This window comes from Calothrix sp. UHCC 0171 (assembly GCF_034931845.1).
In the GTDB taxonomy this organism is placed as follows: Bacteria; Cyanobacteriota; Cyanobacteriia; order Cyanobacteriales; family Nostocaceae; genus Brunnivagina.
The window spans coordinates 104,970-118,182 of sequence record NZ_JAYGHN010000011.1 but is presented as its reverse complement, the minus strand read 5'-3'; the positions used below and the strand labels follow the sequence as shown (position 1 = coordinate 118,182).

Genomic DNA, 13,213 nt, shown 5'->3' with positions numbered 1-13,213 from the left:
CATTAACTCGTTAATACTAAAGGAAGGTCTTGTGTCTGAATCGGGAAATCGCTGGATTGTAAGAGTCATATTAGTGCTGGCGGCGCTTTTACTTGTAGGAGTTTCTGCTGCTCCCATTATTATGCAAGCATTAAGTAATAATTCTGGTCGTTCTGTCACCAATAACGCCAACAGTCCTGGTGGACGCGATTCGGCGAATCCTAATGAAATCAAGGCGAAACTGGAGGATGAAGTACGAGGTTACGAACAAGTTTTACAGAAGGACTCTGATAATCAAAACATACTTAAAGGTTTAGTAAAAGCAAGACTAAATTTATTGGCTTTAAAACGAAACGAAACCAAACTTGTCGCTGATGATTTTAAACCTGTACTCGAGCCACTCGAACGTCTGGTTAAACTAAATCCTCAAGATACAGAACAAGCCGTTTTACTGGCACAGTTAAAAGAATCAGTCGGCGATCGCGAAGGTGCAGCACAGCATTTGCGTACTGTTTTAGAAACTCGACCTGGGGATACAAAGGCTATACAAGCAATGGTATCACTATTAATGAACCAGAAACGCCCAGAAGCTGCGATCGGTTTACTCGAAGAAACCCTAGCGAAAGCACCCCAGGCAAATAAAATTGAACCTGGTAGTGTCGATACTATTGATGTTCAGGTTTTATTGGGTAATATCCATGCTAACCAAAAACGCTATGGAAAGGCTTTTGAATTATACGAAAAAGCCAGTAAAACCGACCCAAAAGACTTTCGCCCAATTTTGGCAAAAGCACTAGTTCTGAAAGAACAAGGTAAAATCGACGAAGCCAAACCTCTATTTGCAAATGCTGCGGCTCTTGCTCCCGCACGCTACAAGGACGAAATTAACAAAGCTGCTACCGAAACAGTGACAACGCCTACACCTACACCTACACCTACGCCTACAGTGACAAATTCTCCGTAGAAGAAATGTCAAAATCTTAACTCCCTTAGCGGTTCTGACTCAACTTACTCAACACTCTCTAAATGTCAACTTACGAGAACATCTACGCCATTGTGCGTCAAATACCTGCTGGTACAGTTGCAACTTACGGACAAGTTGCGATACAAGCAAATCTGAGTGGAAAAGCACGTTTAGTTGGTTATGCTTTGTATCGTGTAGATATCAGTTCTGATGTGCCTTGGCATAGAGTCATTAATGCCAAAGGTGAGATTTCCTATTCCCCTTTACGTCAGGGAGGTGACTATACGCAAAAAGTTCTGCTTGAGCAAGAGGGTATAGAATTCAATACAGAAGGTAAAGTCAATCTGCGTAAATATTTGTGGCATCCAAAGATTGATTAAATTTTGACGTTATCCATCGGAATGAAAATTTAATAGCCTGTTTCCGATTTAATTGGGAATGGTGCGTTACGCTAATATCACTCTACTTTTGCACCTTATTTCACCCATAATCCATATAAAAAATATCCCCAACTTCTAAAGATAAATTAGGGATAGGAATCATAACAATCAGCACTTACGCACGTGAAGCCAGAAACTCGGTTTCTTCATCGATATCTGATCTTCGAAACAAAGGTTTTGCATAAAAACCCGGTTTCTTTGCGTAAGTCATAACAATAAATATTGAAGTAAAGTTAATTTTTATTGATTAATTTGATGATTAACTTGTGGTAAAGTGCTTTCTGGTGTAGACGATGTTGACAAGGTGGCTTGTTGATGAGTGGAGAACGAAGAATCTAATTGCACTTGTTCGGGTATAGTATCGCGAATCACATCCCGAATCAGATTAGATGAATCATGGAGGTAGGAGCCAACCAATTTATCATAATTAGATACAACTGCTAGAAATGCACCACCCAAAATATATATCGGTAAAGGCAAAGTAAAATCTTTTACCCAATCGAATAATTCTGCCAGCACAAATAGTAATAAAAAACAAGCAAACCAAATTCTCATATTTTTATTTCCCAAACGCGGACAATTCTATATATAGTAGCTTGCATAGGAAAAGTGAGAAGTGCTAGGTGCTGCCCTGCCACGTCTCTGTTAGTAATGATGAATTTCCTCTGTTCTCTACCTAATTTTTCTCAAGCCACTCAGTAACTTCGGGTTGCGTATGAGTTAATAGTTTCCCTTGAGCAATTACATAACGGGGTTTGCGACGTAGACGGATGGCATCATAACAACTCTTTTCCTCTAATACCAACATCGAGGCTGTATTTCCTACTTCCACACCGTAATCATGAAGATGCAGCGTTTTCGCCGCATTAATTGTCACCATCTCATAACAAGCATTTATTTCTGGTAATCCTGTCATCTGGCAAACATGTACTCCCATATGGGCGACATCGAGCATGTTGCCACTACCTAAACTATACCAAGGGTCTTGGACACAATCGTGACCAAAACTCACATTCAAGCCGTTTTGCCACAGTTCTTTCACTCGCGTTACACCCCGACGTTTGGGATAGGTATCGTTTCGTCCTTGCAGGGTAATATTAATTAAGGGATTAGCAATAAAGTTGATTTGGGCGCGTTGCAAGAATCCCATTAATTTAAAAGCATAGGCATTGTTGTAGGAAGCAAAGGCTGTTGTATGACTAGCTGTGGTTTTCGCACCCATTCCTGTCGCGATTGCACAAGCGGCGACAACTTCGAGGAATCGGGATTGTTCGTCGTCAATTTCGTCACAGTGAATATCAATCAACTTGTGATATTGTGTCGCTAATTCAAAGATGCGCTCAACTGAATTTACGCCATGTTCGCGGGTAAGTTCGTAGTGGGGGATACCTCCAACTGCATCCGCACCCATTTCTAACGCTCGTTCTAGAAGTTCTAAATTTCCCGGTTGCGAGTAAATTCCATCTTGGGGAAAGGCAACAACTTGCAGTGTCATCCAATTTTTGACTTCTTCGCGCACTTCCAGGAGAGCTTGTAGTGCGATTAACTGTGATTCGCTAACATCGGCATGGGAACGCACAAATAATATCCCTTGTTCCGCTTGCTGTTTGAGAGTTGCGATCGCTCGCTTTTTCACATCTCCTATAGAAATATTTTGCTTGCGATCGCGCCAAATTTCAATCCCCTCAAATAATGTCCCACTTTGGTTCCAACGTGGTTCTCCGGCAGTTAAGGCTGAATCTAAATGTATGTGGGATTCGACAAATGGTGGTGAAACTAATCTACCTTCTGCATCTAGTTCCACATCCGCATTATCGGCGATTTCATCGGCTATTTTCGTAATGCGTCTATTTTTGATGCCAATATCTACTAACTTGCCATCAGTCTGTCCCAGTAATTTGCCACGACGCACCAATAAATCGTACTCACGATTCGACATCATAAAAAGTAAAATTGTCTCAGAAAATAATATCAGCTAACAATACTGAAAGTAAGTCAGTGCCAATAAACAAAGCAATCGTAAACCTAATTGTTAACTTTATTTTTCGTTACATAATTGCCAGATGATTCCCCAATCATGAATTTAAGTTAAATGCATAAACACGATTTTAAGTAAATCTGCTTGGGTAAATGGTTTAGTTAGATACCCCGAAGCCCCAACCAACCTAGCTTTTACTTTGTCGATTAAGCCTTTATTCCCCGTCACCATGATGATAGGTGTCTTCTTAAACATGGAATTATTACGGATGATTTTACACAAATCATAACCATCGATACCATCCATATTTAAATCCAGTAAAATTAAGTCGGGTTTGTTACGAATTATTGACATTACCGCTTTGACTGGATCATTAATTGCTACAACTGCGAAATTTTCCTGTTCTAAGAAACGACTAATTTCCTTAAGTACAGTAGGACTATCATCCACTGAGACTACTTTATAGGTTTTGCGATCGCTTACTATGTTTGATATCGGGGCAGGCGGATTGATTACAGTTTCAGTGCGGGTTTGAGAAGTGGCTTGTAAATCCCTTTCGGCTGGACGATGGGCGACTGGGGTTGGTGTGGGATTGCTACGACTGCCAACAAACTCTTCGACTACTCCGATGCCAGTGTTACTACGTGCAACAGCGAAATTTTCAGTGGCATTTGACGTAACTGCTGTGACTAATGGGCGAGCAAATTGACTCTCTGCGTAGTTGATTACACTATTGGCATTCTCAGTAAATTCTTTAGCAGTTTTAGGTAATTGATCGAATGGTGGGTCGGGTTCATGGAGGACAATTTCTCCATTTAAAATATACTGACAGAGACTACGGGCTATTTTTACTTCATCTCGATTCACAATTGCGGCTAGATGGCGGATACTAAAACCTTTCATCCATCCTGTGAAATTTGGGTGGATTTCTGCAAGTCCCTGCTGATTTGCTTTGGTTTGTACTCGTAGATACGGGCGTTGGTAAGGAGAAGAAATATGTGGCGCTAGTGATTGCCAACTCCGTAATTGCTCGACACTCATTTCTAATATTTTTTCTGTATCAATCCTACAGATAACTGGCAATTTATTTACAATATTTATTAATTCGTAACTTCCTGTATTAATTAAGAGAAATGATTCCAATACTTCCTTAACCATTTCTTGAATTAATATTGCTGCTTGAGTGGGATTGATGTGGCGTTGACTCACTAACCAGCAAATTGCTTGATATTCTGGTGGTTGTTCGGGAACAGTCGATAAATTGGGAGCATCAGTTTCAAACATTAAGCGCAACTGAACACGTGTGTCGGTGCTTAAAGGGGGTAATTGATGGCTGCGACAACGCAAATGTCTCTCTAATCTGTCAAATGCCTCTACTGAATGGGTAGCGTAGATAATTTTTCCCTGTTCTAAGTATATTAGCCAAGAGACTGAGTTATTTGAGACATGCAAGCATGTGCGATCGCTACAGCTAGATAAGTGTCGTAATAAACTCAGGGGACGCAATCTGGTAAATGTGCCAAAAATATTCATTTCTTTAGAGTTTTTCCCGTGAACTAAGCCGAATCTCAGTAATTTCCATCTATTAGGGATATGGCATAATTACTATTTTTGACATCATTCCCCAAGGCATCTCAGAGAATGATATGCATATTATGTTACAGGCAATAAAAACTACATGGTGGATTTGTTGCTACATTTTACGCAGCAGCATTTTATTTACTCAGACAATATTCAAGATATCAATTTTCAATATTTACGACCGCAGAATATAATAATTGAGAAGGGCAAGCTGAATTTTGTCCTTTCATAAAAGATATAAGTCTTCTACATGAAAAATTTAAAAAGTAAGAGCGGCAAATGCTTAGATATTATTGTATTGTAGATTTGCTATTCGTACTTTTGCCAAGTAGATTACAACAAATAATGCAAATCTCTGATAAATTCCTTTTTACTAAATACCCTATTGGTTGAGATTTTATTCAAAATGTAGGTATTAATGCATAAATAAATAATCTACAGCAAAACATCATCTTTAAGAGTCTCGTCGCTGCTTTGAAATATATACTTTTAGAGAAAGGAAAAGAGAACTTTGGACGTTAATATAACACAACAAGTTATGCCCGATACATTAAGACTTGATGAAGTTGTGGAGTTTGCGGAGAACCCAGAACCCCGTTGTCCTTGCGTACTATTACTTGATACTTCTGGTTCAATGCAAGGTATGCCAATCAATGCTCTCAATGAGGGGTTGCTGAGTTTCAAAGAAGAATTAGTGAAAAATACACTGGCAGCGAGACGAGTTGAAGTTGCGATTGTTACTTTTGATAGTAGCATAAATGTAGTGCAAGATTTTGTGACGGCAGACCAATTTAATCCACCAGTATTATCAGCCCAAGGCTTGACAAATATGGGTGCGGGTATTCACAAAGCACTGGATTTAATCGCCGATCGCAAGACACAATATCGCACGAATGGGATTGCTTACTACCGTCCTTGGGTTTTTATGATTACCGATGGTGAACCCCAAGGAGAATTTGAAGATGTTGTCGAACAGGCATCATCGCGGTTACAAACAGATGAAGCCAACAAACGTGTTGCTTTTTTTACAGTCGGCGTGGAAAATGCTAATATGACTCGGTTGAGTCAAATAGCGGTGCGTACACCTCTAAAGCTTCAGGGTTTAAATTTTGTCGAGATGTTTGTGTGGTTATCCGCGAGTATGTCAGCCGTTTCACATTCCAAGGTTGACGAACAAGTAGCACTACCCCCCATTGGTTGGGGAACTGTTTGAACCTAAATATTGGATGGAATGTGATCGCTTGTAGTGGGGATTCTGTCGCAGTCGTCATTTCCCAGAGAGCGGTTTTATGCTTACACAGCAGTGAGTGAATAGTTGTATGAATACAAAACAATTGCTTCATTGGCGGGTTGTCGCTGCTTCCGTATGTGGTACCAGCCATGTCAAAACCGAGCAACTGTGTCAAGATGCCCATCACTGGCAGGTATTGCCGGATAATGTATTAGTTGCTGCGGTTGCAGATGGTGCAGGTTCCGCAAGTTTAGGAAAAGTGGGGGCAATGATAGCCACAGAAACTGCGATCGAAAATATCTCGATGCAGGATGTGACTAAACACGGGCTAGCGGATGATGAATTTGTGCGATCGCTTTTAACAGCAGCAATGGTAGCTGCCAAAAAAGCGGTTGAGGAGGAAGCCGTTGCTTGCGGTAGACAACTGACCGATTTAGCAACCACTTTAATTATTATGGTAGCAACACCAGAAGGTGCAGCAGTGGCGCAGATTGGCGATGGAGTGGCAGTCGCCAAGGATTTTCAGGGGAATTTAATAGCACTTACCATGCCCGATAGTGGCGAATACATTAACGAAACCACATTTCTCACTTCCGACGACGCGATTGATACAGCGCAGTTACGGCTATGGCGACAACCAATAGTTAATATTGGCTTGCTAACAGATGGGTTACAAATGTTGGCGATAAATATGGCAGTTGGCGCTCCTCACAAACCGTTCTTTCTACCCCTATTTGATTTTGTTGCCGATGCCGAAGACAAATCAGTAGCCAAAGAACAGTTAGTGAAATTTTTAAAATCCGAGCGAATTACCCAACGAACCGATGATGACTTAACCCTCGTCTTAGCTGTACTGCATGACTAGTTGCCAATATTCACCGCAGTTGAATTTTGACAAAACTACCAAAAGATAACCAATTTTATTTTTCTTAAAGATAACCTTTACATGCAGGTACTACGTTGTCTTCCCAACCAGCAAAATCTCACAGTCAGCCTCACCGTCAGCTTAGGGCGCGGTGGTGAAGCCTGTGTTTATACAGTTCCCACGGATACAAATTTGGTAGCAAAAATCTATCATAAACCAACAGAGGAACAAGCCCGGAAACTCAAAGTCATGCTGGCACATCCGCCAGAAAACCCCACCGCCGCCTTAGGTCATATTTCCATTGCTTGGCCCCAGGAAATATTACGGGCTAGCGATGGTAGCGATCGCGCCGTTGGTTTTTTGATGCCCCGGATTCGGGGAATGCGTCCCATCATTGATTTTTACAATCCGAGAACTCGCCGCCAACACTGTCCCCTATTCAGCTATCAATACTTACTACGTACAGCCCGCAACCTCGCAGCTGCTTTTGCAGCCTTACATGCACGGGGTTACTGCGTTGGTGATGTCAACGAATCAAACATTTTAGTCAGTGACACCGCCCTAGTGACATTGGTAGACACCGACTCATTCCAAGTTCGTGATCCAGAAATGGGTTTTGTTTATCGTTGTCCCGTTGGCAAGCCAGAATTTACACCCCCCGAACTCCAAAATAAAACATTTGCGGAATGCGATCGCGCCGTCGCCCATGATTTATTTGGGATGTCAGTCTTGATTTTCCAACTATTAATGGAAGGTACTCATCCCTTTTCTGGCATCTATCAAGGGGCAGGAGAACCGCCACCCTATGAAGCCCGTATCGCTGCCGGACACTTTACCTACAGTAAAAAACATCGCGTACCCTATATTCCCACCCCCATTGCTCCACCTTGGGAAGCATTACACCCAGGTTTGCAGGAATTATTTTTACGCTGTTTTGAGGAAGGTAATACTAACCCCTTGATGCGTCCCAGTGCAGCCACTTGGCTCCTGACACTGACGGAAGCAGAAGAATCCTTAATCACCTGTACAGCAAATCCCCAACACCGCCATAGCAATCACCTTCACAGCTGCCCTTGGTGCGAGCGGAAATTGCGTTTGGGTGGACGGGATCCGTTTCCTTCCCAACAAGCGATCGCAGCCAAGGAACATCTTTACACACAAATACCCCAGCGCCGACGGCAGAATCACAGCCCTCGCATACCCCAACCGAACCTACCCTTCAACCGCATTAATTACCGACGAGCCAGCAGTCCGTTAAATATTCCCTATTACAAACCTCCCCGCGTCAACAAAACCAAATATCTCCCAGTTTTATTTTGCTTGCTAGGCTTTGGGATTTTGGGCTATATGGATTTCATGATTAAGTTTACCAGTCGTACTTTTACGATTCAAAATACTTATTCGCAAACTTTGATTAATTCCCAGCAAGATGACGAAAAGCTCAGTTTTGAAGAATATTACAAACAAGGACACGCATCTTACAAAATTAAGAATTACGAACAGGCGATCGAGAAGTTTAGCCAAGCAATCCGGAAATTACCTACCTATGCTAAGGCTTATGTGAATCGAGGCAACGCCCACTACAACCTCAAACAGTATGATGCCGCCCTATCCGACTACAACCAAGCCGTAAAAATCAACCCGAACGAAACCAAAGCTTATGTGAGTCGCGGCAATACTCGCCTCATCCTAGCCGAATATAGCAGTGATCCCGATAAAGATTACAAACAAGCAATTGAAGATTTTAACAGTGCAGTTCGCCTCAATCCGGGCGAAGTCGAAGCATTGATTCGGCGAGGAGTTGTTCGCGCCCAAATGGCTAAATATAGTGGCGAATCCCAAGGTGATTACCAAAAAGCAATTCAAGACTTTAATCAAGCCCTGAATCTTAGCCCATCACGAGCTGAGGCTTACTTTCAACGCGGACAGGTGTGGTATCAAATTGCCCAATATAGCAGCGAATTTGAACAAGAATATCGACGGGCAATTAATGATTTTAACCAAGCTTTGCGAATCAATTCGCAACTAGCTAAAGTCTATCTGAGACGAGGAATTGTCCGTTACGAGTTAGCACAATATGGGGGCAAACAATCCCGCCATTACCATATGCAAGCTGTTGCTGACTTACAACGGGCTGCTAAAATCTCCCTCGAACAAGAAGATATGGAAAATTATCAACAAGCATTGAGTAGTATTTGTGTTGTTATCGAAAATAAATGTGATTCATTTTTCCAAAATAGTAATTTTGTCAATAAAACTCATTAGTAAGTTTGCGCCTCGAATGATTCACAATATTCTTCATCTTGTAGAGATGTAAAACTACTCCATCTCTACAAGCCCGGTTTTCCATCATGACGTAAAAATAGCCAACTGCTTGCAAATCCCTACCTGTAGTTGGGTATACATAACTTCTGACAGTTATTCCGTACACAAATTATTAATTTATACTAGATAATATTTAAATTACTCAGGGTAAAATCAGCTTAATTATTTGTTAACTATTAAGTAATTATTTGATATCTGATAAGCAATAAAGCTTTTCAATTTTTTCATAGATAAAACAATTTTATTTACCTTGCCTTTACACATAGGTGTAGAAATACGGTTAGATTATATACTGAGAAATTCAATATTGTAGCCGTTATCAATAGCAAATAACGGTGATATATTTCCATCCCAAAAGTTGCCAGAGTTAAGCTTAACCACTCAAAACTCAATTGTTCTCTATTGAGATGGCATTTTTTATTGTGCGGGCGGAATATTAAGATTCATCTACCTAGAAATTCAGAGGCATTCTCATGAAAGTAGTGATTTTGGCTGGGGGACTTGGTACACGTCTGAGTGAAGAAACTAGCGTGAAGCCAAAGCCAATGGTGGAAATAGGAGGTAAGCCAATTTTATGGCATATTATGAAAACCTATTCTGCCCATGGCATTAATGACTTTATTATTTGTTGTGGCTACAAAGGTTATGTAATCAAGGAATATTTTGCTAACTACTTCTTGCACATGTCAGATGTTACCTTTGATATGCGATTTAACCAGATGAATGTACATGCTGGGAATGCAGAACCTTGGCGTGTCACCTTAGTAAATACTGGTGACAATACCATGACAGGCGGAAGACTGAAGCGAGTGCGCGAACATATTGGAAATGAAACCTTCTGTTTTACCTATGGTGATGGTGTTTGTAATGTTAACATCACAGAGTTAATTCAATTCCACAAAGAACAAAAAACCCTAGGAACATTAACAGCCGTTCAACCACCAGGGCGTTTTGGTGCAATTATTTTGGGGCAAGAACAAACCAAAATTTCTAGCTTCCGCGAGAAACCCGAAGGAGATGGAGCTTGGATTAATGGTGGTTACTTTGTTTTAGAACCCGAAGTTATTGATTTAATTGATAATGATTCCACAGTTTGGGAACAGGAACCATTAGAAAAATTAGCCGAAAAAGAACAGTTATCGGCATTTAAGCATCATGGTTTTTGGCAACCAATGGATACTTTACGCGATAAGAATTATCTTGATAACTTGTGGCAAAAAGATAAAGCACCTTGGAAAGTTTGGTAATTAGCAGAGATGTAATTCGTGAGTCAGAATTGAGAAATTCAAAATATTGATTTTCTGGGACTAATTTGTTAAGCCTTATGGAAATTGGTTCTGTGCAGAGTAGCGGAATCTCAGAGTGTAGGATTTTTGAGATATCTGTATTAATTTTATACTTAAAATTCCGTAATGTTCCTATTCTGGATTTTTGTAGAAATTCTCTCTAAAGAGAATTTGTCCATCAAGTTTTGGTAATTGTCCAAGAAAACGTTGGGTTTCCATCAAATACGTTTAAATTCAACGTTTTACTTCTAATTTATAGATTCAGTCATAATTTCAGGGAGCTAGCAAGCCAATGTATGATTTTGCCATAATAGGTGGTGGTATTGTCGGTCTTTCCACGGGCATGGCATTAGGAAAACGCTATCCCAATGCTCGAATTTTGGTACTGGAAAAAGAGAGTAATTGGGCATTTCATCAAACCGGAAATAATAGTGGTGTTATCCACTCCGGGATTTATTACAAACCAGGAAGTTTCAAAGCGAAATTTTGCCGTGATGGTGCAACTTCAATGGTTCAGTTTTGCGAGGAGCATAATATCAGCCATGAAGTTTGTGGTAAAGTGATTATTGCCACCAATGCAGAAGAAATTCCCCGCCTAGAAAACCTCTACAATCGAGGTTTAGAAAATGGGATTGAAGTCAAACGTATATCTCCCGAAGAAGTCAAAGAAATAGAACCGCATGTGAGTTGCGTTGCCGGCATCCGCGTTTACTCAACAGGTATAGCCAACTATAAACAAGTATGTTTCAAATATGCCGAACTCATCCAAAAACAAGGTGGTGATTTGCGTCTGAACACCAAAGTTTTGCGGATAGTTCCGAGTGGTGACAAGCAAGTGCTAGAAACCAACAATGGTACTTTTGAGACTCGCTATCTCATTAATTGTGCCGGATTACATAGCGATCGCATCGCCAAAAAAAGTGGAGTTGACCCGAAAGCAAAAATTGTCCCATTCCGTGGTGAATATTACGAACTAACACCAGAAAAGCGTTACCTTGTCAAAACCCTGATATATCCCGTTCCCAATCCAGATTTTCCTTTTCTGGGTGTACACTTTACACGTATGATTGATAACAGTGTCCACGCAGGACCAAATGCTGTACTGAGCCTAAAACGGGAGGGCTATAAGAAAACCGACTTTGATTTACGGGATTTTGCAGAGGTAATGACATACCCAGGATTCTGGAAACTAGCAGCAAAACACGCCGATGAAGGTATCCAAGAAATCATTCGTTCCTTCAGTAAAGCCGCCTTTGTCCGCAGTTTGCAAAAACTTATTCCCGAAGTTCAAGCAGAAGACTTAGTACCCTGTCATGCGGGAGTTCGCGCTCAAGCATTGATGGAGGACGGGAAATTAGTAGACGACTTTTTGATTATTCATGGTCAAAATTGCGTCCATGTATGCAATGCCCCATCCCCAGCAGCCACATCATCTATCGAAATTGGTAAAGCGATTGTGGCAGCAATCCCCGAACAATCACATTTAGCCACTGCTATTGGCGCATAGAAATTAATAAATTAAGGAATTAACACAAAATGAAAGTTATCGTCACTGGCACTGAAGGTTATTTAGGTTCCCTACTCCCCACTCTGTTAATTGAACGCGGACATGAAGTTATTGGTGTGGATACCGGTTTCTACAAAGTCGGTTGGTTGTACAACGGCACTGACATTACCGCAAAAACATTAAATAAAGATATTCGCCATATTACCAGCGAGGACTTAGCAGGGGTAGAAGCGATCGTACACATGGCAGAGCTATCAAACGATCCCACAGGTCAACTTTCACCTAACATTACATACGATATTAACCATAAAGGTTCTGTACGTCTTGCCAAACTGGCAAAAGAATCAGGAGTACGCCGCTTCGTATATATGTCTTCCTGTAGTGTCTACGGTGTTGCCACAGAAGGCGATGTCACCGAAGCATCTCCAGTCAATCCCCAAACTGCCTATGCAGAATGTAAGACTTTAGTGGAACGTGATGTCCAACCCCTTGCTGATGACGACTTTTCTCCTACTTTCATGCGAAATGCCACAGCCTTCGGTGCTTCACCTCGGATGCGGTTTGATATCGTCTTAAATAACTTGGCAGGATTGGCATGGACAACCAAAGAAATTAAAATGACTAGCGATGGTACACCTTGGCGACCTTTGGTTCATGCTTTGGATATCTGCAAAGCGATTGTTTGCGCTTTAGAAGCACCTCGTGATATCGTTCACAATCAAATATTTAATGTTGGTGACACCTCCAATAATTACCGCGTTAAGGAAATTGCCGAAACTGTCGCTGATATTTTCACAGGTTGCCAACTCAGCTTTGGCGAAAATGGCGCAGATAACCGTAGCTATCGAGTGTCTTTTGAGAAAATCAACACCGTTTTACCAGGTTTCAAATGCGATTGGAATGCTCAACGTGGCGCACAACAGCTATATGATGTCTTCAAGCAAATTGACATGACTGAAGAAACCTTTACTTCCAGAGGTTTTACTCGCTTGAAGCAACTTGAATACCTAATTCGTACCCAACAAATTGATAAAGACTTCTTCTGGGTGAAATAGTG

Annotated in this window: 11 protein-coding genes; 8 read left to right on the top strand and 3 right to left on the bottom strand. The window is 41.2% G+C overall.

Annotation, left to right across the window (positions count from 1 at the left end; all coding sequences use genetic code 11):
• Positions 1-31 precede the first annotated feature (31 nt).
• Together VB733_RS11145 and VB733_RS11140 are read left to right on the top strand one after the other, a co-directional pair.
• A complete protein-coding gene (locus VB733_RS11145; RefSeq protein WP_323340152.1) occupies positions 32-943 on the top strand; it encodes a tetratricopeptide repeat protein in 912 nt (303 codons plus the stop codon).
• Between the two features lie 62 nt (positions 944-1,005).
• Complete coding sequence (locus tag VB733_RS11140; RefSeq protein ID WP_323340151.1) at positions 1,006-1,323, top strand: MGMT family protein; 318 nt, start codon at positions 1,006-1,008, stop codon at positions 1,321-1,323.
• Between the two features lie 300 nt (positions 1,324-1,623).
• On the opposite strand, the gene VB733_RS11135 is transcribed toward VB733_RS11140, so the two are convergent.
• From VB733_RS11135 to VB733_RS11125, 3 genes are all read right to left on the bottom strand, one after another.
• A complete protein-coding gene (locus VB733_RS11135; RefSeq protein WP_323340150.1) occupies positions 1,624-1,938 on the bottom strand; it encodes a hypothetical protein in 315 nt (104 codons plus the stop codon).
• A 121-nt stretch (positions 1,939-2,059) separates the two neighbouring features.
• Positions 2,060-3,325 (bottom strand): cytosine deaminase, encoded by a 1,266-nt coding sequence (gene codA, locus VB733_RS11130; RefSeq protein ID WP_323340149.1) that lies wholly within the window; start codon positions 3,323-3,325, stop codon positions 2,060-2,062.
• 141 nt (positions 3,326-3,466) lie between these two features.
• On the bottom strand, positions 3,467-4,894 hold the full coding sequence (locus VB733_RS11125; protein WP_323340148.1) for a response regulator: 1,428 nt from the start codon (positions 4,892-4,894) through the stop codon (positions 3,467-3,469).
• 586 nt (positions 4,895-5,480) lie between these two features.
• On the opposite strand from VB733_RS11125, the gene VB733_RS11120 reads away from it, so the two are divergent.
• From VB733_RS11120 to VB733_RS11095, 6 genes are all read left to right on the top strand, one after another.
• Positions 5,481-6,155: a vWA domain-containing protein gene (locus VB733_RS11120; RefSeq protein ID WP_096612169.1), complete on the top strand. Its 675-nt coding sequence runs from the start codon at positions 5,481-5,483 to the stop codon at positions 6,153-6,155.
• Between the two features lie 106 nt (positions 6,156-6,261).
• Positions 6,262-7,038, top strand: coding sequence for a PP2C family serine/threonine-protein phosphatase (locus VB733_RS11115; RefSeq protein ID WP_323340147.1), 777 nt, complete (start codon positions 6,262-6,264; stop codon positions 7,036-7,038).
• An 81-nt stretch (positions 7,039-7,119) separates the two neighbouring features.
• A complete protein-coding gene (locus VB733_RS11110; protein WP_323340146.1) occupies positions 7,120-9,303 on the top strand; it encodes a tetratricopeptide repeat protein in 2,184 nt (727 codons plus the stop codon).
• 533 nt (positions 9,304-9,836) lie between these two features.
• Positions 9,837-10,610 (top strand): glucose-1-phosphate cytidylyltransferase, encoded by a 774-nt coding sequence (rfbF, locus tag VB733_RS11105; RefSeq protein WP_323340145.1) that lies wholly within the window; start codon positions 9,837-9,839, stop codon positions 10,608-10,610.
• Between the two features lie 331 nt (positions 10,611-10,941).
• Positions 10,942-12,156, top strand: a complete 1,215-nt coding sequence (gene lhgO / locus VB733_RS11100) for an L-2-hydroxyglutarate oxidase (protein WP_323340144.1) — start codon at positions 10,942-10,944, stop codon at positions 12,154-12,156.
• 29 nt (positions 12,157-12,185) lie between these two features.
• Entirely contained in the window at positions 12,186-13,211 is a 1,026-nt protein-coding gene (locus VB733_RS11095; RefSeq protein WP_323340143.1) for an SDR family oxidoreductase, read from the top strand.
• Positions 13,212-13,213 lie beyond the last annotated feature (2 nt).

Coding starts and splice junctions, on each gene's coding strand:
- VB733_RS11140 (WP_323340151.1), top strand. CDS start 1,006: ATGTCAACTTACGAGAACATCTACGCCATTGTGCGTCAAATACCTGCT.
- VB733_RS11135 (WP_323340150.1), bottom strand. CDS start 1,938: ATGAGAATTTGGTTTGCTTGTTTTTTATTACTATTTGTGCTGGCAGAA.
- codA (WP_323340149.1), bottom strand. CDS start 3,325: ATGATGTCGAATCGTGAGTACGATTTATTGGTGCGTCGTGGCAAATTA.
- VB733_RS11125 (WP_323340148.1), bottom strand. CDS start 4,894: ATGAATATTTTTGGCACATTTACCAGATTGCGTCCCCTGAGTTTATTA.
- VB733_RS11120 (WP_096612169.1), top strand. CDS start 5,481: ATGCCCGATACATTAAGACTTGATGAAGTTGTGGAGTTTGCGGAGAAC.
- VB733_RS11115 (WP_323340147.1), top strand. CDS start 6,262: ATGAATACAAAACAATTGCTTCATTGGCGGGTTGTCGCTGCTTCCGTA.
- VB733_RS11110 (WP_323340146.1), top strand. CDS start 7,120: ATGCAGGTACTACGTTGTCTTCCCAACCAGCAAAATCTCACAGTCAGC.
- rfbF (WP_323340145.1), top strand. CDS start 9,837: ATGAAAGTAGTGATTTTGGCTGGGGGACTTGGTACACGTCTGAGTGAA.
- lhgO (WP_323340144.1), top strand. CDS start 10,942: ATGTATGATTTTGCCATAATAGGTGGTGGTATTGTCGGTCTTTCCACG.
- VB733_RS11095 (WP_323340143.1), top strand. CDS start 12,186: ATGAAAGTTATCGTCACTGGCACTGAAGGTTATTTAGGTTCCCTACTC.